Annotated in this window: 21 protein-coding genes and 1 other RNA gene; 10 read left to right on the top strand and 12 right to left on the bottom strand. The window is 59.5% G+C overall.

All coding sequences use genetic code 11. The features are described from left to right. Positions 1 to 10: 10 nt before the first annotated feature. Entirely contained in the window at positions 11 to 805 is a 795-nt protein-coding gene (locus tag NH8B_RS08310) for a peptidylprolyl isomerase (RefSeq protein WP_008953909.1), read from the top strand. Between the two features lie 29 nt (positions 806 to 834). Further along, positions 835 to 1611, top strand: coding sequence for a peptidylprolyl isomerase (locus NH8B_RS08305; RefSeq protein ID WP_008953908.1), 777 nt, complete (start codon positions 835 to 837; stop codon positions 1609 to 1611). Between the two features lie 65 nt (positions 1612 to 1676). Here the strand turns inward: NH8B_RS08305 and NH8B_RS08300 are convergent, their stop codons facing one another. Beyond that, entirely contained in the window at positions 1677 to 2456 is a 780-nt protein-coding gene (locus NH8B_RS08300; protein WP_014086885.1) for an enoyl-CoA hydratase, read from the bottom strand. A gap of 284 nt (positions 2457 to 2740) precedes the next feature. Between NH8B_RS08300 and NH8B_RS08295 the strand changes: the two genes are divergently transcribed. Further along, complete coding sequence (locus NH8B_RS08295; RefSeq protein WP_041702893.1) at positions 2741 to 3421, top strand: sulfite exporter TauE/SafE family protein; 681 nt, start codon at positions 2741 to 2743, stop codon at positions 3419 to 3421. On the opposite strand, the gene NH8B_RS08290 is transcribed toward NH8B_RS08295, so the two are convergent. Genes NH8B_RS08290 through NH8B_RS08270 form a run of 6 tightly spaced genes read right to left on the bottom strand, consistent with a single transcriptional unit; the run spans position 3422 to position 7458 of the window. Then, positions 3422 to 4312, bottom strand: a complete 891-nt coding sequence (locus tag NH8B_RS08290) for a metal ABC transporter substrate-binding protein (protein WP_014086883.1) — start codon at positions 4310 to 4312, stop codon at positions 3422 to 3424. A gap of 9 nt (positions 4313 to 4321) precedes the next feature. Beyond that, positions 4322 to 5197 (bottom strand): metal ABC transporter permease, encoded by an 876-nt coding sequence (locus NH8B_RS08285; RefSeq protein WP_014086882.1) that lies wholly within the window; start codon positions 5195 to 5197, stop codon positions 4322 to 4324. Continuing rightward, entirely contained in the window at positions 5197 to 5940 is a 744-nt protein-coding gene (locus NH8B_RS08280; RefSeq protein ID WP_014086881.1) for a metal ABC transporter ATP-binding protein, read from the bottom strand. The genes NH8B_RS08285 and NH8B_RS08280 overlap by 1 nt, the downstream gene beginning before the upstream one ends. Next, positions 5937 to 6092, bottom strand: coding sequence for a hypothetical protein (locus NH8B_RS21040; protein ID WP_158453617.1), 156 nt, complete (start codon positions 6090 to 6092; stop codon positions 5937 to 5939). The genes NH8B_RS08280 and NH8B_RS21040 overlap by 4 nt, the downstream gene beginning before the upstream one ends. Positions 6093 to 6103: 11 nt before the next feature. After that, the gene (locus NH8B_RS08275) at positions 6104 to 7036 is read right to left on the bottom strand and encodes a CobW family GTP-binding protein (RefSeq protein ID WP_041703404.1); all 933 of its coding nucleotides are present in this window, start codon (positions 7034 to 7036) and stop codon (positions 6104 to 6106) included. Beyond that, positions 7024 to 7458, bottom strand: a complete 435-nt coding sequence (locus tag NH8B_RS08270; RefSeq protein ID WP_008953900.1) for a Fur family transcriptional regulator — start codon at positions 7456 to 7458, stop codon at positions 7024 to 7026. Before NH8B_RS08270 ends, NH8B_RS08275 begins: the two co-directional genes overlap by 13 nt. Before the next feature lie 147 nt (positions 7459 to 7605). Between NH8B_RS08270 and NH8B_RS08265 the strand changes: the two genes are divergently transcribed. Together NH8B_RS08265 and NH8B_RS08260 are read left to right on the top strand one after the other, a co-directional pair. Further along, positions 7606 to 7896, top strand: coding sequence for a hypothetical protein (locus tag NH8B_RS08265; protein WP_014086878.1), 291 nt, complete (start codon positions 7606 to 7608; stop codon positions 7894 to 7896). A gap of 82 nt (positions 7897 to 7978) precedes the next feature. Continuing rightward, the gene (locus NH8B_RS08260; protein WP_232503548.1) at positions 7979 to 8443 is read left to right on the top strand and encodes a c-type cytochrome; all 465 of its coding nucleotides are present in this window, start codon (positions 7979 to 7981) and stop codon (positions 8441 to 8443) included. Between the two features lie 65 nt (positions 8444 to 8508). Here the strand turns inward: NH8B_RS08260 and NH8B_RS08255 are convergent, their stop codons facing one another. The 5 genes from NH8B_RS08255 to NH8B_RS08235 form a co-directional block, all read right to left on the bottom strand. After that, positions 8509 to 9162, bottom strand: a complete 654-nt coding sequence (locus tag NH8B_RS08255; RefSeq protein ID WP_232503547.1) for a cytochrome b/b6 domain-containing protein — start codon at positions 9160 to 9162, stop codon at positions 8509 to 8511. 4 nt (positions 9163 to 9166) lie between these two features. Continuing rightward, the gene (lipA, locus tag NH8B_RS08250) at positions 9167 to 10114 is read right to left on the bottom strand and encodes a lipoyl synthase (RefSeq protein WP_008953896.1); all 948 of its coding nucleotides are present in this window, start codon (positions 10112 to 10114) and stop codon (positions 9167 to 9169) included. Then, positions 10111 to 10734, bottom strand: coding sequence for a lipoyl(octanoyl) transferase LipB (gene lipB, locus NH8B_RS08245; protein WP_014086876.1), 624 nt, complete (start codon positions 10732 to 10734; stop codon positions 10111 to 10113). Before lipB ends, lipA begins: the two co-directional genes overlap by 4 nt. A 2-nt stretch (positions 10735 to 10736) precedes the next feature. Then, on the bottom strand, positions 10737 to 11006 hold the full coding sequence (locus NH8B_RS08240) for an HP0495 family protein (protein WP_014086875.1): 270 nt from the start codon (positions 11004 to 11006) through the stop codon (positions 10737 to 10739). A gap of 66 nt (positions 11007 to 11072) precedes the next feature. Next, on the bottom strand, positions 11073 to 12215 hold the full coding sequence (locus tag NH8B_RS08235) for a D-alanyl-D-alanine carboxypeptidase family protein (RefSeq protein ID WP_041702891.1): 1143 nt from the start codon (positions 12213 to 12215) through the stop codon (positions 11073 to 11075). Between the two features lie 231 nt (positions 12216 to 12446). Here NH8B_RS08235 and ilvA point away from each other — a divergent pair, with 231 nt between their 5' ends. From ilvA to NH8B_RS08215, 5 genes are all read left to right on the top strand, one after another. Then, positions 12447 to 13976, top strand: a complete 1530-nt coding sequence (ilvA, locus tag NH8B_RS08230) for a threonine ammonia-lyase, biosynthetic (protein ID WP_014086873.1) — start codon at positions 12447 to 12449, stop codon at positions 13974 to 13976. A 63-nt stretch (positions 13977 to 14039) separates the two neighbouring features. Beyond that, complete coding sequence (locus NH8B_RS08225) at positions 14040 to 14687, top strand: HAD family hydrolase (protein WP_014086872.1); 648 nt, start codon at positions 14040 to 14042, stop codon at positions 14685 to 14687. Positions 14688 to 14744: 57 nt separating this feature from the next. Then, positions 14745 to 15108, top strand: a transfer-messenger RNA (tmRNA) gene (gene ssrA / locus NH8B_RS20250). A gap of 745 nt (positions 15109 to 15853) precedes the next feature. Further along, a complete protein-coding gene (locus NH8B_RS08220) occupies positions 15854 to 18808 on the top strand; it encodes an NACHT domain-containing protein (protein WP_014086871.1) in 2955 nt (984 codons plus the stop codon). A gap of 568 nt (positions 18809 to 19376) precedes the next feature. Beyond that, positions 19377 to 20105 (top strand): endonuclease, encoded by a 729-nt coding sequence (locus NH8B_RS08215; RefSeq protein WP_148282952.1) that lies wholly within the window; start codon positions 19377 to 19379, stop codon positions 20103 to 20105. The last annotated feature ends 3 nt before the right edge of the window (positions 20106 to 20108 follow it).

The following is a 20108-nucleotide window of genomic DNA, read 5'->3' as shown; positions in this document are numbered from 1 at the left end:
GGATTCCCCCATGCGACATTCCCGTCTCGCCGCTCTGCTGTTCGTTGCCGCCATCGGCATCCCCGGCCTCGCTGCTGCGCAAGCCGTTGCCACCGTCAACGGTGTCGCCATCGACAAGAAAGACGTCGACGAAGCCGTCACCATGCTGAGCAAGAATAGCAATGGCAAAGTCCAGGACAGCCCGGCACTGCGCGAGCAGATCAAGGAAAACCTGATCAACAAGCAGCTGATCCTGCAGGAAGCCACGCGCCGTGGCCTGGAAAAACAGCCGGATTTCGTCGAACGCCTGCAGAACGTTCGTGAAGAGATGCTGCGCGATGCGCTGTTTGCCGAGATCGTGAAACAGAGTCCGGTTACCGACGCTAAGATCAAGGCCCGCTATGACCAGCTCGCCTCCCAGCAGGCCGGCAGCAAGGAAGTGCACGCCCGCCAGATCATGGTAGCCAGCGAGGCGGAAGCCTCTAAGGTGATCGCCGACCTGAAGAAGGGCAAGAAATTCGAAGACCTGGCCAAGACGCTTTCCAAAGACCCGGCCGCCAAACAATCTGGCGGCGATATGGGCTGGGGCAACCTGAGCCAGATGGAACCCAAGCTGGCTGAAGCGCTGAAAGGTCTGGGCAAGGGCCAGAGCAGCAGCCAGCCGTTCAAATCCGGGCTGGGCTGGCACGTATTCAAGATTGAAGACATCCGCGACGCCAAGTTGCCGCCGCTGAACGAAGTGAAAGCCCAGATCGCTCGCCAGATTCAGCAAGAAGACGTAGCCAAGGCCGTCGGTGAACTTCGCTCCAAGGCCAAAATCCAGTAAATCAAGAATGACAAAGGATACTATCCAACATGCGCAAAACTCTGCTGCTTAGCACCCTGACCGCCGCCGTGCTGTCGACCGCCGTCTTGGCGGCGCCTCCGGTCGTCAACGGGACCGCCATTTCCCAGTCCCGTATCGACGCCGTCGTCCGCATGATGGAAGCCCAAGGCCAGCAGTCGTCGCCGGACCTGCAGGCCGCTGCGCGTGACCAACTGATCACCGCCGAAATCCTGCGTCAGGCAGCGGTGAAGAAGGGTCTCGACAAGTCGCCCGAATACCGCGCCGAGCTGGAGAACATGCAGACCATGGCACTGGCCAGCCGTCTGATCAAGGACTTCCAGCGCAGCAACCCGGTGAGCGATGCACAGCTGCGCGCCGAATACGACAAGATCAAGTCGCAGTTCCCGGAGAAGAAGAGCTATCATGCTCGCCACATCCTGGTTCCGACCGAAGCGGAAGCCAAGGCCGTGATCGATGCGCTGCGGAAGGGCAAGGCGTTTGACCAGCTAGCCAAGGAAAAGTCGATCGATCCGGGCAGCAAGAACAACGGCGGCGATCTCGGCTGGAGCGAAGCCAGCAACTTTGTAGCTCCGTTCTCCGAAGCCATGACCAAGCTGGCCAAGGGCCAGGTCACCTCGGAACCGGTCAAGACCGAATTCGGCTGGCACGTGATCAAGCTTGACGACGTGCGCACCGAAGCGGCTCCGCCGGTGGAACAGATTCGTCCGCAGCTCGAACAGCGCATCATGTCCGGCCGCATCGAGAAGTTCATCAGTGATCTGAAGGCCAAGGCCAGTATCCAGTAATCGGGATGCTAGTCATCAAAAAACGGGGCGGATAACCGCCCCGTTTTTCATTGCCGCACCCGCACTCACTCGTCGTCGCACCACTTCGGGGTTCGCTTGCCCATGAAGGCGGCTACCCCCTCCAGCTGCTCTTCCCCCCCGACCAGCCGCAGCATGGCTTGCTTCTCCAAAGCCAGATGTTCCTCCATGTCATGGTATGCACTGCTCACGATCAGCTTGCGTACCTCCTGGATGGCTCGCGGAGCCTGGCGCGCGACTTTGTTCGCCAGACTGACGGCAACAATCTTGGACAGGCCGGGGTCGACCACCTCTTCCACCAGGCCAATGGACAAGGCCTTGGCCGCCGTGAGAATCTCACCGCCAAGAATGATCCGCTTCGCCCAGGACACACCGACCTTGTCAGTCAACGCCTTGGTGCCACCAGCGCAAGGCAGCAGCCCTACCTTGGTCTCCGGGAGGCCAAGCTGCGCGCCGACTTCTGCCACCATGTAATCGCAAGCCAGGGCGCACTCCAGCCCTCCCCCCAAGGCATAGCCATTGATCGCGGCCACAGTTACTCCATGGAAACCGCGGATCGCACCGAATGCCAGCGCAAAGGCATCGATGACCTCGGCAGCCAACTGCCGGTCTCCGCCGGCAAACTGATTAAGGTCGGCACCGGCCGAGAAGAAGGCATCGCCTTCTCCAGTTAGCACCACGGAACGGATCAAATCGTCTTGTTCGATTTCCTCCATCACCGCCCCCAATTCACGCAGACTTGCCAGCGTCCACAGGTTGGCCGGAGGGTTGTTGATGGTCAGAATGGCCGATTGCCCGAGTTTCTCGACAGTCACACTGTTCGCCATGATGCTCCTCACTACGCTCTCGTTTGTTATGGTTGTGAACGTTCATGGCGGCAGGCACCTCGCGTGCAGCCTCTCAGGGCAGCGCAGGGTGCGCCCAGCCATTGTTGACACAGATATTTACCAGTACAACAACTGTTTCTTACTTATTGATTTTTAGCTCTTTGCTTGGTGAATGCCAAAATAAAATCGGCACCTTTTCAATTATTCCAAAGGCAAGAAAAGCGACATGCAGGTAGAGTCACTGCCTCTTTGGTAAAATCAGGCTTTCCGTGGCGGTGCCGTCGATGATTGAAACCAGTTTTCTTGTTTTGTTCCTGGCCGGGCTCCTCGGCGGTGGGCACTGTATCGGCATGTGTGGCGGCATAGTTACCGCGCTGTCCCTCAATCTGCCCGAGCAACGACGCGGTTTCATCCTGCTTTCCTACAATATCGGGCGCATGGCCAGCTACGTACTGATTGGCACCTTACTCGGCGGTCTGGCGCAGGCAGGGCTCTCCTTGCTGCAAGTACGCCCGCTGCAGATTGGCCTCTACCTGCTGGCCAACGTGATGATCATCGGCGTGGGGTTATACCTGGCAGGGTTATCGCCCGCCATCACCCGCATCGAAGCGATCGGGAAACCTGTGTGGCGGCGCTTGCAGCCGCTGTTGGCTCCCCTGCTGCCAATACGCCATCCAGGTCAGGCGCTGCTGGCAGGCGCGCTGTGGGGATGGTTGCCGTGCGGATTGGTCTATAGTGCCAGCCTCACCGCCCTGGCCTCGGGGTCGGCCGCTCGTGGCGCGCTGGTCATGCTGGCGTTTGCTCTGGGAACGCTGCCCAATCTGCTCGCCATGGGTTTGTTCGCCAACACCTTGAAACGCTGGCTGCAAAAACGGCCAGTGCGGCTGATTGCCGGACTGGCCGTGGTGGGAATGGGTGTGTATCAATTACTCAGCCATCTGCTGCCGCAACACCCCCACTTCTGATCAACGGAACGATTTGAGAATGGTATCCACGTTGTAACGGAACAGCGCCAGGTAGCTATTGGCCGGGCCGTTGGGTGCCGACAGGGCATCGGCGTAAAGTGCCGCGCCAGCCTTCACATTGGCCTCCCTTGCCAGTTGCTCGAGCAGGCGCTTGTCGCTCATGTTCTCAAAGAAGATGGCCTTGACCTTTTCCTTTTTTACCTGCCGTACCAGCATCGCCACGGCCTTGGCTGACGCCTCGGTATCGGTGCTCACCCCCTGCGGTGACAGCAGCTGGATGCCATAGCGCTTACCCAGGTAAGCAAAAGCGTCGTGCGAGGTCAGTACCTTGCGCTGCACGGCCGGCACGGCGGCAAAGGCCTTGGCCGCCCATTGATCCATCTCGCTCACCCTGCGTCCGTAGTCGGCCGCACGCTGCCGGTAGACGGCTTGTCCCTCTGGATCCGCCTTGCTCAACCCTTCCGCAATGTTCTTGATGTAAGTCTGCACCCGCTCGGGGTCTTGCCAGGCATGCGGGTCGACACCACCATGCTGGTGGCCGTGCTCTTCCACCCCATGCTCCTCCACCATCAACGGCTGGATACCCTTGCTGGCTTCGATCAGCGTTCCCTTGAACCCGGCGGAACGGGTAAGACGCCCCATCCACCCCTCGAAGCCCAGGCCGTTGACGACGAACACCTTGGCCGCGGCCAGGCGTTTCACGTCCGCCGGCGCCGGCTGAAACACGTGGGCATCTTGGTTAGGACCGACCAGCGACACCACTTCGACGCGGTCGCCGCCGATTTCACGGGTCATGTCCGCCACGATACTGAAACTGGCTACAACCGGCAGCTTGGCCCACGCCCACAAAGGCAGGCTCAAGAGGGCAACACCCAACAAAGTTTTCTTCATTTCTTTACCTCACGACTCGAAATGGCGGGCACGGATATAACGGGGCAAGGCCCCACCCAGCGGCGCCACGAACAGGGACAGCAGATAGAACAGCCCGGCCAGCAGGATGATCGCCGGCCCGGATGGAAGTTCAAAATGATAGGACAGCAGCAACCCGCCGATGCCGCAGACAAACGCCAACCCGACCGAGAAGGCCAGCATGCGGCCGATGCTCGACACCCACAGCCGGGCCGTGATGGCAGGCAACATCATCAAACCCACCGCCATCAGCGTCCCCAGCGCCTGGAAGCCGGCCACCAGATTCAGCACAACCAGCATCAGGAATGCCAGATGCCAGATGCCGCCTTTGCCACCCACCGCGCGCAGGAACACGGGATCGAGGCTTTCCAGCACCAGCGGGCGATAGATGATCGCCAGCACAACCAGGCTGAACGACGCCACGCCAGACACCAACAGCAAGGCAGCATCGTCCACCGCCAGCACCGAACCAAACAGGATGTGGATCAGGTCGACGTTGCTGCCGTTACGCGACACCAGCAATACCCCTACGGCCAGCGACAGCAAATAGAAGGCAGCGAAGCTGGCGTCTTCCTTGACGGTGGTGAAACGGGTGGCGAGGCCGGCCAGCAACGCCACCAGCACCCCGGCGACAAAACCACCCAGGCTCATTGCCGGCAAGCTCAATCCGGCCACCATGAAACCGACCGCCGCTCCGGGCAGCACAGCGTGGCTCATCGCATCGCCCATCAGGCTCATGCGGCGCATCACCAGGAACAGGCCGACCGGGCCGCTACCCAGCGCCAGCGCCAGGCAGCCCGCCAAGGCACGGCGCATGAAGGCGAACTCGACGAAGGGCGAGATGAGCAGGTCGTACAAGTGAGTCATTACACCGCCTCCTCGTCCACACGACAAACCGGAGCACGTTCGTGCCAGTGCGCTGCCGTTTCCGCCGCCCGACGCAGGTTGAGGTCGGTCAACACCAGTTCGGTCTTGCCCCAGGCCACGACTTCGCGCGCCAGCAGCAACGTGTACGGGAAGTAGGCCCGTACCTGTTCATAATCGTGCAGCACCGCGATCACCGTGCGTCCCTCATCGCGCCAGCGGCGCACCAGCTCGAGCAAATCATAAGTAGTCTTGGCATCGACGGCGTTGAACGGCTCGTCCAGCAGGATCAGCGGCGCATCCTGCAGCAGGATGCGGGCAAACAAGACGCGCTGGAACTGCCCGGTCGACAAGGCCGAGATCGGACGCTCGGCGAAGTCGACCAGCCCCACTGCCTGCAGCGCCTCCTGGATCTTTGCCCGCTGCTTTCGGCCAACCTTGCCGAACACCCCGGTCTGGTGCCACAGCCCCGTGGCCACCAGGTCGTGGACCGAAACCGGCAGGGTACGGTCTATCTCCGACTGTTGCGGCAGATAGGCAATGTCCTTGCGCTGAAACGGCCCCAGGTTGACATGACCGGAGTCCGGCTTCAGAGCCCCGATCATGGTCTTGAGCAGCGTGCTCTTGCCGGCGCCGTTGGGCCCGAAGATGGCGGTCGCCTCGGCTTCGGCAAACGCTCCGCTGACGTGATGCACCGCCGGGTGACGCAGGTAGGAGACCGTCAGGTTCTCGACGCGAACACTCATTCTCCGCCCCCCATTGCCCAGCCGACGATACTCCACAACAGGGCCAGCAGGACCAGCACGCCGCCCAGCCGCTCGGCCACCGACATTCCCATCAGGCTGACGCCAAGCTGCGGAGTGGGTTCCTGATGATGGTGATGATGATCATTATTCATGATGATGCCATTCACTGTTGTTCGATACAGGCGCGCAAGGCGGCCTCGATCTCTTCCGCATCCAACTCGGGGGCGATCAATTCGAAGCGGCTGTCACGGCGCCAGGCAACCTGGCTCGCCCCCCACTGCCCTTCCGCCCAGTTGAGCCAGACCCACGAACCCAGCACCCGGAATACCCCCTTGGCACGCACCAGCCCCGGCACGCGTTGCGGCAGGGTGTCGAAGAAATCCGTCAGCGCCTCGCCGTTGAAGTCCGTATCCGGGGAGAAGAGCCAGCCCTGCGAGCGCCAGTCCATGGCGCTCTGGGGCGGCACTGCCGGGCGATAACGCGATTTGGGCACCACCGCGAGGTCGAGCCAGGCCGGATCCAGCGCCCCCTGCCGCACCTCGGACACCAGCGATTTTGGCGGAAACAGACTGGCCGCCTGGCGCCGGAAGGCGTCCAGCATGTCGACGTCGGCCAGGTCGACCTTGTTGGCGACCAACACGTCGGCCAGTGAGACCTGGTCGCGATAAAGCGGCTGGCGGAAGTAATCGGGATTGGTGAACTGGCGTGGGTCAACCACGGTCAGTACCGCTCCCAGCGTCAGCGCATCGCCCAGCGGCGGTTCGCGCAATTCGTCGATCACGCCCGCGGCATGGGCCAGTCCGCTGGCTTCGATCAGAAGCCGGTCAGGCCGCTCGCGGCGCAGCAGGTTGGCCACGGTGACCGTCATTTGCGGACCGGCCACGCAGCACATGCAGCCACCGGCGATTTCAGCCACCGGCAGTTCGTCGCTGCTCAGAGCCGCGCCGTCGATACCGACCTCGCCAAATTCATTGACGATAACAGCCCAGCGCTCATGTGCCGGCCGGTTGGCGATCAGATGGCGCAAAGCCGTGGTTTTGCCCACCCCGAGAAACCCGGTGAACAGATTGACAATCGTTTTCTTCATGCGTGACATGCCTTGCATAACCCGGTGAGCAGCAAGTTCTGCTCACGACTTTCAAAACCCACTGCCTCGGTCACTTCCTTCAGCGCCCCCAAAAACTGGCTGGCATCGATTTCCTCGACCCGCCCGCACTGCTCGCACACTAGGATCAAACCATGGTGATTGCATTCGAAATGACTGCATACGACGAAGCCGTTCAAGGCATCCACCTTATGCAATAACCCCTGCTCGACCAGAAAGTCGAGTGCCCGGTAGACGGTTGGCGGCGCGGCCACACCGCGCTCGCGCTGCAGATCGGCCAACACCTGGTAAGCCTTGACCACGCCATCATATTCGAGCACCAGCTCGAGGATATGCCGGCGCAAGGCAGTGAGCTTGCAGCCTCGGTGCAGGCAATGCTGCTCGGCAGCGGCCAAATAGCTTTGCTTGTTCATCACGGGAAAGGTCAACGATTTTGGAGTGAAGTCATTATGTTATTATATAACACTGGCCTTCACAACTATTAACACTCTTGGCATGTATAATGGATTTCTCATGGTGTTAGACTGGCTTCACGCCAATCAACGACCGGAGAAGAACATATGAAGCGGATGCTATCGTGTCTGGCTGGCTGCCTCTTGGTAACCAGCGCGCTTGCCGCAGGCCTGATCACCCCCCGTTCCGACACCTTCGCGCAGTGCCAGCAAGCGACGCAGCGGATCGCGCAACCAGCGCCGGGCAAAAACAATCTGACGCGCGACGAACAGGCCAAACTGGCCGCTCATCTGGACATGCTCGCCGAGCAAACCCTGCAACTCGACACCCCTAGCCAGGCTGGTAAAGCCAGTCATTACACGGCACGTCGCTCGAAGCAGGCCGGCGAGCTGAGTTGAGGCCAACCGTCCGTCACCGCTCCCTCGCGTTTTACCCGAGCGCTTCAGCTTAACTTAAGCTGAAGCGCTCACTCTTACCGGCTTGTTCAACCCGAGTTCGACGCCAATGACACTCCCGAAAAACCTTGCCCCCGCCCTCGCCCTGTTAGTTCTGTCGCTCCCGGTCTTGGCCTCGTCCGGGGAAGAGCGCCAGCAGTCCTTCAAGAAAATCCTGCGAACGTTCGAGCCGATGGGGCTGGTGGCACGCGATCGCGCGCCGTACCGCAAGGATGAATTCATCAAGCAGGCGGATACACTAAAGCAGATCGCCGCGACCCCCTTCACCTTGTTCACGCCGAACAGCATCGACGCGAAAAGCCGAGCCAAGCCCGAAATCTGGAGCCAGCCGGAAAAATTCAAGGCCGCACAGCAGAAGTTCCTGACGGCGGTGAACGACCTCGATGCCGCGGCCAAAACGGGCGACATCGCCAACATCAAGCGCAGTTATGGCGTGGTGGCACAAAGCTGCAAATCCTGTCACGACAGTTTCCGCGGCCCGGAAAAGTGAGCCGCACGACAGCCATAAAAAAAGCTGGCATAGGCCAGCTTTTTTTATGGCTGTGTATCCGGAGGCTAATGCAATAGCGCGTAGAACACTCCCGCCGAACCGCCCAGCGCGAGCAGTGCCAAGCCCGCCGGAGCAAAATGCAGCGAGCGGACCTGCCCATCGATCGCCTTGTAACCGGTAATCATCGGCAGCACCAGGTTTTTGCGCTTGACCACGCGATACACCAGAATGGCCAGCAGGTGCAGCGACACCAACACCAGCAACGCATCGAACGAGGCCTTGTGCCAGGCCGTAATGCGCTCAGCCACTTCGCCGGCGACACGGGCCGCCAGCGGGCCATCGTACAGATAGCTGTCGACGTCGGCGGCAAACAGCCCGGAGAGTACCTGCAGCGACAAGGTGCAAAGCAGGGCCAGCACCATCCAGCCCCCCAGCGGGTTATGCCCCGGCTGCTCCGCCTCGCTCAATTCGCCGCGCAGGTAGCGGACCACCGTGCGCGGCCCGGCCACGAAACGGCCAAAGCGCGCCGTCTCGCTGCCGAACACGCCCCAGACCAAGCGAAACAGCAAGAGCGTGGCCAGCGTAAAACCGGCCAACTGATGGTAATGCAGCCAGTCGCCGCCCTGTTTGCCGGTAAACCACATGGCGCCAAACAGCACGGCCATACCCCAGTGAAACAGGCGAAGTGGCAGATCCCACACCAGCACCCGCTGCTTCACGCTATTACACCCCGGCGCCATGCGCCTGCTGGTCGGCGTGGTAGCTGGAACGCACCATGGCGCCAACCGCCGCATGCTTGAAGCCGGCTTCGTAAGCCTTGTCCTCGAATTGCTTGAACACGGTCGGATGGACGTAGCGAAGCACCGGCAGGTGGCCATCGGTCGGCTGCAGATACTGGCCGATGGTGATCATGTCGATGTCGTGGGCGCGCATGTCGGCCATCACTTCGTACACTTCCTCGTCGGTCTCGCCGAGGCCGACCATGATGCCGGACTTGGTCGATACGTTCGGGTTGCGTGCCTTGAATTCCTTGAGCAGGGTGAGCGAGTGCTGGTAATCGGCACCCGGACGGGCCTGCTTGTAGAGACGCGGCGCGGTCTCCAGGTTGTGGTTCATGACGTCCGGAGGCGTTTGCGTCAGGATGTCCAGCGCAATGTCGAGACGACCGCGGAAGTCCGGCACCAGCACTTCGATCTGGGTGCTCGGCGACAGCTTGCGGATTTCGCTGATGCAGTCGGCAAAGTGCTGGGCGCCGCCGTCACGCAGGTCGTCGCGGTCGACCGAGGTGATCACCACGTACTTGAGCCGGAGCGCGGCCACGGTTTCGGCCAGGTGCTTGGGCTCGTTCGGATCGAGCGGGTTGGGACGGCCATGGCCGACGTCGCAGAACGGGCAGCGCCGGGTGCAGATGTCGCCCATGATCATGAAGGTGGCGGTGCCGTTGCTGAAACACTCGCCGATGTTCGGGCAAGTGGCTTCTTCACAGACGGTATGCAGCTTCTGCTCACGCAGGATCTGCTTGATCTCGTTGAAGCGCTGGCCGTTGGGCAGCTTGGCGCGAATCCACTCGGGCTTCTTCAGTTTTTCGTCGAGCGGCACGATCTTGATCGGGATGCGTGCGGTCTTTTCGGCGCCCTTGTGCTTCACGCCAGTCTGGTTGTCCAGTTTCATGCGGTCTCCTTCTTCACCGTCAGGTGTCGCTCCAGGTGCGGCAGCAGGCGTTCAGCCGTTTCAGCCACCGTCAGCGAAGCGCCTTGGTCTTTGATCTGCGTGACCTTGAGGCCGGCGTAGCCGCAAGGGTTGATCCAGCTGAACGGTGTCAGGTCCATGTCCACGTTCAGGCTCAGACCGTGATACACCGCGCCGTTCTTGATGCGCAGTCCCAGCGAGGCGATTTTCTCGCCCCGCACGTATACCCCCGGCGCATTGACGTCGCCGTTGGCTTCGATACCCAGTTCGGCCAAGAGGTCGATGACCGATTGTTCGATGCGCCGCACCAGTTCGCGCACGCCGATGCCCATGCGCTTGAAGTCGATCAGCAAGTACACCACCAGCTGACCGGGGCCGTGGTAGGTCACCTGGCCGCCACGGTCGCACTTCACGACCTCGATCTGGCTCGGCATGATCAGGTGCTCTGGCTTGCCGGCCAGACCCAGCGTGTACACCGGCGGATGCTCCAGGCACCACAGCTCGTCCGGCGTATCGGCGGTGCGATTATCGGTAAAGGCCTGCATGGCCAGCCAGGTGGGCGAGTAGTCGACCAGCCCGAGATGCTTGACGATACGACCCATGGTTACAGCGCCACCTTGACCATGGCATGCGCGGTCAGCGCCATGTAAATGCTGTCCAGCTGCTCGCGCGACACCGCCATGACGTTGACCGTCAGCGAGAGGTACTTGCCGCTGGAACTGTCACGCGCCACGATGTCCACCATCTCGAGATCCGGCGCGTGCACGCGCACCACCTCATAGATGGTGGTCTGAAAATCGGGGTGCTGCTCGCCCATCACCTTGATCGGGAAGCGACAGGGGAAATCCAGCAAATCCTTGAGATCGTTACTCATCACTCTTTAATCCTGAAAAAACAGGAAGGTTGGCCGAAGACGACAGCCCCGGCCAACCTCCCGCACTTACCAGCCCAGCATCAGCTTGATGCTATCCCACAAGCGGCTGAAGAAATTACCCTGTTCGATCGCCTTCAGCGCCACCACCGGGCGTTCCAGCACCTTCTTGCCATCCAGGCTGACGACCAGCTTGCCCACGACCTGGCCCGCCTTGATCGGCGCGATGACAGGCTGACTGGTGGTCAGGTCGGCTTTGAGCTGGGCAGACTGCCCCTTCAGCACCGTGGTGTAGACATCGCTGGCAAAACCGATCGGCAGTTTCTTGGCATCGCCCTTGTACACCGGAATTTCCGAAACCGGCTTGCTCGCCGCATAGAGTTTGGGCGTATCGAAGAATTGCAAGCCGTAGTTCAGCAGCTTGGAACTTTCCACCGCGCGGGCTTCCGGACTGGCGGTACCCACCACCACGGAAATCACCCGACGGCCATCGCGGCGGCTGGACGCCACCATGTTGTAGCCGGCGTCGTCGGTGAAGCCGGTTTTCATGCCGTCGACGTTGGGGTCGCGGTACAGCAGCAGGTTGCGATTGGGCTGGGAGATGCCGTTATAGGTGAACGACTTGAGCGAGTAGGTCTTGTAGAACTCGGGGTACTCGCGAATGATCGCGCTGGCCAGGATGCCAAGATCGTGCACCGTGGTGTAGTGTTCCGGGTTCGGCAGACCGGTGGCGTTGCGGAACTGGGTGTTGTTCATCCCCAGCCGGCGCGCTTCGGCCGTCATCATCTGGCCGAACGCCTCTTCACTGCCGGCGATGGCTTCTGCCAGGGTCACGCAGGCGTCGTTACCCGACTGCACGTCCATGCCCTTGATCAGGTCGTCGACACTGACCGGAATCTTGGGATCGAGGAACATGCGCGAACCGCCCGTGGTCCAGCCCTTATGGGACACGGTCAGCTTCTGATCGAGAGTCAGGCGCTTTTCCTTGATGGCCTTGTAGGTCAGGTAACCGGTCATCAGTTTGGTCAGCGAAGCCGGGGCGATCCGCTTATCCGGATCGCTCGAGGCCACGACCTGGCCACTATAAAAATCGACCAGGTAATAAGCCTTGCCGGCGACTTCCGGAACGGGAGGAACGAACGGGGCATTGGCGAAGGAAACGGACGGCAGAGCAACAGCGGCTGCCACAAGCAGGCTAGTCAGTTTTTTCATTAGCGTGGAACGGCACTTCACGATGATGGGTGTGAACGATATGGCCAGCAATTATACCCCTGCTTCGGACCGATGCGGCCAAAAACACACCCGAATCCGCCCTCTTCCGCCAAAAATTACCCTGGCGGTCCATCGTGGCGACTGATGCAGGAGCTGCCGGCTTCCCGAGAGCTTGGAGTTCCTGATACTCTGACAGTTCACAAAGAAAACATCAGGACAATCGGCATCACCATGCACCACCCTCAAGATTATCTGGAACGTATTCTGACCTCGCGCGTTTATGACGTGGCAATCGAGACGCCGCTGGAACCGGCCCCCAACTTGTCCCGCCGTTTCAACAACACCATTTTGCTGAAGCGCGAAGACCTGCAGCCGGTCTTTTCCTTCAAGCTGCGCGGCGCCTACAACAAGATGGCCAAGCTCACCGCCGAGCAGCTGGAAAAAGGCGTGATTACCGCTTCCGCCGGCAACCATGCCCAAGGCGTGGCACTGTCTGCCCAGAAAATCGGCTGTGAAGCCATCATCGTGATGCCGGTCACCACCCCCCAGGTCAAGATCGACGGCGTCACCCGTCGCGGCGGCAAGGTCGTGCTGTCCGGCGAGTCGTTCAGCGATGCCTACCAGCACGCCATGAAGCTGGTGGCGGAAACCGGCAAGACCTACATCCCGCCGTTTGACGACCCTGACGTCATCGCCGGCCAGGGCACCATCGGCATGGAAATCCTGCGCCAACATCCTGGACCGATCGATGCCGTGTTCGTCGCCATCGGCGGCGGCGGCTTGGCGGCGGGGGTGGCCTCCTACATCAAGCGCCTGAAGCCGGAAATCAAGATCATCGGCGTGCAGCCGGTCGATTCCGACGCCATGAAGCAGTCCATCGACAAGGGCGAGCGTGTCGAGCTGAAGGACGTGGGCTTGTTCGCCGATGGCGTGGCGGTGAAACTGGTGGGCGAAGAGACCTTCCGTATCTGCCGGGAGTTGCTTGATGAGATCATCCTGGTCGATACCGACGCCATCTGCGCCGCCATCAAGGACATCTTTGAAGACACCCGCTCGATCACCGAGCCGGCCGGCGCACTGGCAGTGGCCGCGGTCAAGGCCTATGTCGAACGGGAAGGCTGTCAGGGCAAGACCTTCGTTGCCATCAACTGTGGCGCCAACATGAACTTCGACCGCCTGCGCCACGTGTCGGAGCGCTCCGAGCTGGGCGAGCGGCGCGAGGCTGTGATCGCGGTCACCATTCCAGAAAAACCGGGCAGCTTCAAGAAGTTCTGCAGCGTGGTCGGCAACCGCAACATCACCGAATTCAACTACCGCTACGCCGACGACAAGACCGCCCACGTCTTCGTCGGGGTGCAGATCCGCAGCAAGGACGACGTCACCCGCATCATCGACGACCTCAAAAGCAACGAGCTGGACGGCCTCGACCTGACCGACAACGAGCTGGCCAAGCTGCACATTCGCCACCTGGTCGGCGGCCACGCCCCGGCACTGCGCGACGAACGCATCCTGCGCTTCGAGTTCCCAGAACGCCCGGGCGCACTGATGCGCTTCCTCGACGCCATGCGTACCGACTGGAACATCAGCCTGTTCCACTACCGCAACCACGGTGCCGACTACGGCCGGGTGCTGGTCGGCATCCAGGTGCCCGGCTACGACAACGAGGCTTTCCAGAGCTTCCTCGACAGCCTGGGCTACCCTTACGTCGAAGAGACCGACAACCCGGCGTACAAGCTATTCCTGGGCAAGACCGCCCTGTAACCCCTACGGCCAACCTTGCGCCCGTGCAAAAGGTTGGCCGAAGCCTGACCCGCATTACACACCATGATCAAAGCCGTACTATTCGACCTTGACGGAACCCTGGCCGATACCGCACGCGACCTCGGCGCCGCGCTGAACCGGCTGCTGGCGGAAGAAGGCCTGCCAGCACAGCCCTTTGACGCCATCCGCCCCATCGCCTCGCACGGCGCCCGCGGTTTGATCCGCCTGGGGTTCGGCATCGACCTGGGCCATCCCGACTTCAATGCGCTGCGCACCCGCTTCCTCGATCATTACGAGGCCAGTTTCGCCGACCAGACCTGCCTGTTCGACGGCATCAACGAGCTGATCCTGCAACTTGCCGCACGCGATCTGCGCTGGGGCATCGTCACCAACAAGCCGATGCGCTTCACCGACCGCCTGGTGCCCGCCCTCCCTTTCGCCACGCCCCCTGCAGTGGTCGTCAGCGGCGACACCGTCGGCGTTGCCAAGCCCGACCCCAAGCCGATGCTGCATGCAGCCGAACTGATCGGTGCCAACCCAAGCTGCTGCATCTACGTCGGTGACGCCGAGCGTGATATCCAGGCCGGCCACGCCGTAGGCATGAAAACAGTGCTGGCCAATTGGGGTTACATCTCGGATCTCGACACCCCGCACGCCTGGGGTGCCGACCTCGCCATCGACCACCCGCTCCAATTGTTGAATTATCTTTAATCGACTGCGGAACTAGCAGCCCCCCCCCTTTGTCTGTACAATCACAACACTTTATCTGGGGGCGACCTGGTTTCGACGGGGGTTGCGAAGCAGATGAGGGCATACCGGGATTTCAGTCACCCCGTAAAACACTGAATTTATTTAGTCGCAAACGACGAAACTTACGCTCTAGCCGCTTAATCGCGCTAGACACTGCAACGATTCGCTGATGGGTCGGGTGGGTCAAACCGCTGCAGTGTCACTCTACATCAGCTAGCGCTGCACCGGGTCACTTGATCCAGCGCGAAACAATAGGTGACTCGCTCCAGTCCAGCCTGCCCGTCGGCGTGACCCGGAGTTAAATCCAAATGACACGGCTAAGTATGTAGAACTCACTGTAGAGGATTTCCGGACGCGGGTTCGATTCCCGCCGCCTCCACCATCATCCGGACAAAAGCCAGTAACGACGCGGGTTTCCGCCGACTTGCTGGCTTTTTTCTTGCCTACTGTCACTGTAACGTTGCGCGAGTTTTGGCACTCTTTTGCGCGGTTTTGTCACAGCGTCGTCTCGCCGGTCTGTGCCAATTAGCGCGCCAAATGGCACTCCCGACACACGTTCTGCGAGTGTAACCTTGCGCGAGTTTTGGCACTCTTTTGCGCGGCTTTTGTCACAGCGTCGTCTCGCCGGCTTGTGACAATTAGCGCGCTAAATGACAAACTCTTTTGCGCGGCTTTTGTCATAGTCTGATCACGCCAGTTTATGCACATTAGCTCGCTAAATTGCACTAGCCTATGCGCCAAAATTCCTGCCCATCAACAGGCAGAATGAGCCCCCCCTCCTGACTACCTCCCTCCCCACCAAAGTTTGCGCTGCACGGCCAAGTACTGTCGCTCACTCTCCTACTCAACAGCCATTCGAGCAGTTGGTACTCACTAAAACCAGCCGAATTCCCAAGGCGCACTCCTCGGCCTAAAAAGCAAGCTCAGAGGTCGATGCGCAATGGCAGGAATACACAGAAGTTCTGACATGCGCCAACCTGTTTTCTCGAGAGATTGTGGGTTGTGCTATCCGGCCCTGGGCGATCTATGGAGGTCGGGATGTACCAGAAATACACCGAAATGTCATAGACTACACAAAAGTCATCGTAACATTTGCTATGTTGTGCACAGACCGCGCGGGGATATTTATGCAAGGCAAGCTATCAGAACTCATTCGCAACTATTCAAAGCCATACAGAAAGCGTCTAACACAGTCTCCTTCTGACGCCCGTGAATACGCCGCACTCGTGGACTTCCACATAAAAGTCGCGTTGACTCTATTGGCAGCCTACAGTGCCCGCACTGCTGCTCCCATCAAGCTCGGTGACACACCCGGCGTGGGAGAGATGCTAAGCGGGATCAGGCTCGCCAGGAAATGGCGCACCAGCCAAGATCCAATTGTTGTCGGATGGCATGAATTCGCCGAAGAATTCCTCGCGGAGTTTTCGAGAAACATTCACGATGGTAAGAACTTTAAGACCATTCGAGATGAGCTTTCTCATGGCAATCCGATCCCCGTCGACGACAAACCGGCAGCGGCGATCTGCGATGCATTGCGCGGGTTTTCCGATGCGATTGCGTATCGCTTAGAGACGCAGTTGGATAAGTTCACATACACAACGAGCACAAAATCTATTAAGGCTTCGTGCGGGGAAGACGTACAAGAGCTCTGCCCTGTCTGGGACTTCAATCTGGCGCAAGGCGTTATCGGTATTTACGCGACCTTCGACTACGATGGAGTGTACTACTTATGCCCAGAGATTGGGTCCTACCGCAACCAGCATCCTGAGAACACCCAGGCGTTCCGAGACGGCTTCCTGGGGAAAGATCCAATAGCTAGGCATTTTGGCCAGTTCGTTTATGAGATCACGCGGGACATCGCGGGCTTCTCAGAAGACCATTCGCCTCCACCTTATGACTTTGGGGAGGGACAGTACGCGGGCGTTGTCTTCGTCACTTGGACACAGGCTAGCAGCCAGGGCAATGTGTATAGGACTGACCAGTTCCGTCGCGGCCAAGACAATCGCTATGAGTGGCTAGATACCGACTCGAATACTTGGGTCGGGTACTCCAGCTTCTTGCGCAGAATTTCAAACTGGGGCGTCCTGGCGCGGCGCGTACGCATTGAGCTCGACGAGCAAGAAAGGCGCAAGCAGGTCGCGGAGACCGGTACAGCTCAGTCTAGTGCGGGAACGAAAATTGAAGCTGTGCTAGTCGAGGAGACCGACTCCCGAGATTCGCAGGCAGGTATTAATCTCCTGTCGCGTGCTGACGGGGCCTGCCTACCGTCTAAGAGTTTTACAACCGTGTTCTTTGTTGTTGGCGATGCTGGTATGGGCAAGACCGAGTACCTCCTGAGCCTCGCCCGCGAACGGGCCAGTGCGATAGAGGCCGACTCAACCAGCGAGGTGCCTCTTTACCTGTTCGTTAGCTCCGCGGGACGTGCCCTTTCCAACATTGACGACGCTATCAACACCTCACTTAGCATCACCCGAATTCTAAACAATCAAAGCGCCAAGGCACTGTGCAGAAATGGCCTACTCGTGCTAGTCGTTGACGGTTTCGACGAGCTCCTTGGTAGCAGCGGCTACGACAACCCGCTTGGTTCGCTCGAAGGATGGTTCCGAGATTTGCGTGGCCGTGGCGTGTTAATCGCCTCCGCACGCTCAGCCTACTACATGACCCGGTATCGACGGTCTCTAAGCGAGACGACAGACCTGAATGTGGAACATACGGTCGCACACATCCAGCCGTGGACACAAGAAAATATCAGAGCCTTTCTCGAGAGCTACGGCGTGCAAAATGCCGACCTCTCCGGCCTCAGCGAGCGAGACTGGAAGCTACTGGCTATACCTTTCTTCGCCAAAGCATTTGCTACGTGGTGTATTAGCCGAAAATCCTCACACACAGAGCAGATTGGAATTTTCCAGGTTGTTGTCGAGCAATACCTTGAACGTGAGTCCACGAAGATTCTCGACCATAACAACGTTCCCATTCTTACTACACCAGATCTTCAGGTGCTATTCAGCGAGTTCGCCGAGATGATGCACCTTGAAGGTAAACGTGAACTGGAGCAGTCGGATTTAGAGCTCTGTGCCAGCGCTGCTTTAGGGCTCAATGATATCGACAAGGAGCGCCCAGGGCTACGGCGCAGGCTAAGCTCACTATGTGGCCTGTCTGCCGGGGACATCATAGCGGGCGACAGTAAGTTTGGTTTCTCTCACGAGGTGATTTACGATTGCTTCCTTTCGCTGGCCCTGCAACGACGGTGTGAGGCTAGTGTTGAGCAGACCTACGTCGCAAACTTTTTCGACAAGGGCACCATCAATCCAGCTGTTATCGAATGGTTCGTCGCTTACAATTCTGAGGTTGCACGCCGCTCGCTGGAAACACTCCTATCGCAAAGAAGAGAGTCGCCAAACTGGAAGAAGAATGTCGGAACCCTTTGGACTGCGCTCCTCGATTACGCAGGAGGCGTGCCGCCACACCTCTCCGCATCAGGGCTTGAGTTCCAGACCATCAGTCTAAGAAATGGGAGCAGTCAAGTACTCGGAATGCAAAATGCCATCGTCAATCAGCTTCTGATTTCTAATGGTGCGCCGAATGTTGACCTCAGAAACACGGCCATCGGATACCTTGATGTGGACAACTCCACAACGCTTAAGCGACTGCGTAATCTCACCCCCGAGTTGATTCAAGTGCTCCGTTCGCCAGACTACTACTGTGACACCACACCAAGTATTCGCAAGGCCCTGGAAGATGAGGGCGTTATCGAACGAGAAGCAAACGCCGCTAGCCGAGAGTGGCTGGACACAGCGAACTATTTTATTGAGTCGTTAGTAAGCCGTCCGGACGCACCAATTGTCGTCGTCACTGAAACCCTTGAGGCGGATGGCGAAAGATTAGGTTGGACGCAGCGGCTTGGATCGGCAAAGTGGGTCGCATTTGTTAACCGGCTCACGCAGTGCGGCTTGGCGAGGTGGGAAGACATTGTTTGTAAGGGACCGCACAAAAGCCGACTCGTTTTCCAAGTCCCTCCTGCTGACATTGCTCGCCGTATTGGCAGCATTGCAGGAGTTGCAGATTTCTGGGGCGATCATTAAGTGGATAATTTGCCAAAGTTAACGTGGCATGAGGCTCCCAGGCATAGCAACAGTTCTATTGACTATTGGAGACCCCTCCTCTCCCAATGCATGCTGGGCGACCGGGATGGTCGAAAGGCATTCGCTCCTTGTAACACTTCGCAAGAACTGCTTTGAATTGGCGGCGGACCTCTCTTCCATAGCGAAGGATCGTCCGCTATGGCCGACCTGCTTTCTGCTAGTGGCTTCGCCGGGCGCCTGCTTCGCTCATATGCCTCCTGTTTAACCGCAACTGATACGACCGGCAACTTTGGATCGATGGGAGCCGACTCTGAGCAACGCAATAGTTCCATATTTATTGTGTCGCAGGAGCCAGACCGGCATTTGCCCCCGCCCCAGGCAGGTTCGTCAGGTTATTTTGATGGCGAACTGCGAGAGCTTGTCGGGCGGCATGCTGGTCAGTAGACTCCGCCCAATGCGCTACTTCCCCGTATTAATTGCACTTCTGTTGGCCGGCTGTGACGCCGGCCAAGTCTCCTCGGTTGCCCATTCCCCGGCCGTCAAACAACTGGCTCAGTTGGGTCAGAGCATGCTGAGTTCGACCGACTCGGTTGGTTCCACTGACAAGCCAGCTGCGTCCGTCGTCGCCTCCAATCTGGTTAACGGCAAGTCTGCCGTTGGCCACCGTGATTTTGCAAACGCCAAGAAGGTGCTGCCCCGTATTTTCACCGGCATGGAAGAGGACTTCTACTGTGGCTGCAAGTACACCGGCAAGGACGTGAACTTCTCTTCCTGCGGCTATCAGCCGCGCAAGAACGTCGCACGCGCCAGCCGCATCGAGTGGGAGCACGTGGTACCGGCCTGGGTGCTGGGCCATCAACGCCAGTGCTGGCAGAACGGCGGCCGTAAAAACTGCACCTCTACCGATCCGGTTTTCCAGATGGCCGAGGGCGACCTGAACAACCTAGTGCCCGCCGTAGGCGAGGTCAACGGCGACCGGGGCAACCTGGCTTACGGTGCCTGGACGCGCAACCCGGAGCCGATGTACGGTCAGTGCCGGACCATCGTCGACTTCAAGAACCGGCGCGTGCAGCCGCGCGAAGAGGTGCGCGGACGGGCCGCTCGCATCACCTTGTACATGCACGATCGCTACCAGCTACGCATGAGCAGCCAGGACCGCAAACTGATGTGCGCCTGGGCCAAGCAGTACCCCGTCGATGACTGGGAGCTGCGCCGTAACGAGCGCATTGTGAAACTGCAGGGCGAAGGCAACCCGCTAGTAACCGATCCGGCCAAGTTGGCTGCCGTCTGCGGCTAAGCT

It is taken from the genome of Pseudogulbenkiania sp. NH8B, from assembly GCF_000283535.1.
GTDB classification, from domain to species: domain Bacteria; phylum Pseudomonadota; class Gammaproteobacteria; order Burkholderiales; family Chromobacteriaceae; genus Pseudogulbenkiania; species Pseudogulbenkiania ferrooxidans.
The sequence above is the reverse complement of the archived record's forward strand: the minus strand, read 5'-3'. Positions and strand labels throughout refer to the sequence as shown.

What these genes read in the sequence shown, in the direction of transcription:
- ilvA (WP_014086873.1), top strand. Translation starts at nt 12,447, where the DNA reads ATGCACCACCCTCAAGATTATCTGGAACGTATTCTGACCTCGCGCGTT.
- NH8B_RS08295 (WP_041702893.1), top strand. Translation starts at nt 2,741, where the DNA reads ATGATTGAAACCAGTTTTCTTGTTTTGTTCCTGGCCGGGCTCCTCGGC.
- NH8B_RS08220 (WP_014086871.1), top strand. Translation starts at nt 15,854, where the DNA reads ATGCAAGGCAAGCTATCAGAACTCATTCGCAACTATTCAAAGCCATAC.
- NH8B_RS08305 (WP_008953908.1), top strand. Translation starts at nt 835, where the DNA reads ATGCGCAAAACTCTGCTGCTTAGCACCCTGACCGCCGCCGTGCTGTCG.
- lipB (WP_014086876.1), bottom strand. Translation starts at nt 10,734, where the DNA reads ATGGGTCGTATCGTCAAGCATCTCGGGCTGGTCGACTACTCGCCCACC.
- NH8B_RS08265 (WP_014086878.1), top strand. Translation starts at nt 7,606, where the DNA reads ATGAAGCGGATGCTATCGTGTCTGGCTGGCTGCCTCTTGGTAACCAGC.
- NH8B_RS08235 (WP_041702891.1), bottom strand. Translation starts at nt 12,215, where the DNA reads ATGAAAAAACTGACTAGCCTGCTTGTGGCAGCCGCTGTTGCTCTGCCG.
- NH8B_RS08240 (WP_014086875.1), bottom strand. Translation starts at nt 11,006, where the DNA reads ATGAGTAACGATCTCAAGGATTTGCTGGATTTCCCCTGTCGCTTCCCG.
- NH8B_RS08215 (WP_148282952.1), top strand. Translation starts at nt 19,377, where the DNA reads ATGCTGAGTTCGACCGACTCGGTTGGTTCCACTGACAAGCCAGCTGCG.
- lipA (WP_008953896.1), bottom strand. Translation starts at nt 10,114, where the DNA reads ATGAAACTGGACAACCAGACTGGCGTGAAGCACAAGGGCGCCGAAAAG.
- NH8B_RS08300 (WP_014086885.1), bottom strand. Translation starts at nt 2,456, where the DNA reads ATGGCGAACAGTGTGACTGTCGAGAAACTCGGGCAATCGGCCATTCTG.
- NH8B_RS21040 (WP_158453617.1), bottom strand. Translation starts at nt 6,092, where the DNA reads ATGAATAATGATCATCATCACCATCATCAGGAACCCACTCCGCAGCTT.
- NH8B_RS08280 (WP_014086881.1), bottom strand. Translation starts at nt 5,940, where the DNA reads ATGAGTGTTCGCGTCGAGAACCTGACGGTCTCCTACCTGCGTCACCCG.
- NH8B_RS08290 (WP_014086883.1), bottom strand. Translation starts at nt 4,312, where the DNA reads ATGAAGAAAACTTTGTTGGGTGTTGCCCTCTTGAGCCTGCCTTTGTGG.
- NH8B_RS08285 (WP_014086882.1), bottom strand. Translation starts at nt 5,197, where the DNA reads ATGACTCACTTGTACGACCTGCTCATCTCGCCCTTCGTCGAGTTCGCC.
- NH8B_RS08225 (WP_014086872.1), top strand. Translation starts at nt 14,040, where the DNA reads ATGATCAAAGCCGTACTATTCGACCTTGACGGAACCCTGGCCGATACC.
- NH8B_RS08310 (WP_008953909.1), top strand. Translation starts at nt 11, where the DNA reads ATGCGACATTCCCGTCTCGCCGCTCTGCTGTTCGTTGCCGCCATCGGC.
- NH8B_RS08270 (WP_008953900.1), bottom strand. Translation starts at nt 7,458, where the DNA reads ATGAACAAGCAAAGCTATTTGGCCGCTGCCGAGCAGCATTGCCTGCAC.
- NH8B_RS08275 (WP_041703404.1), bottom strand. Translation starts at nt 7,036, where the DNA reads ATGTCACGCATGAAGAAAACGATTGTCAATCTGTTCACCGGGTTTCTC.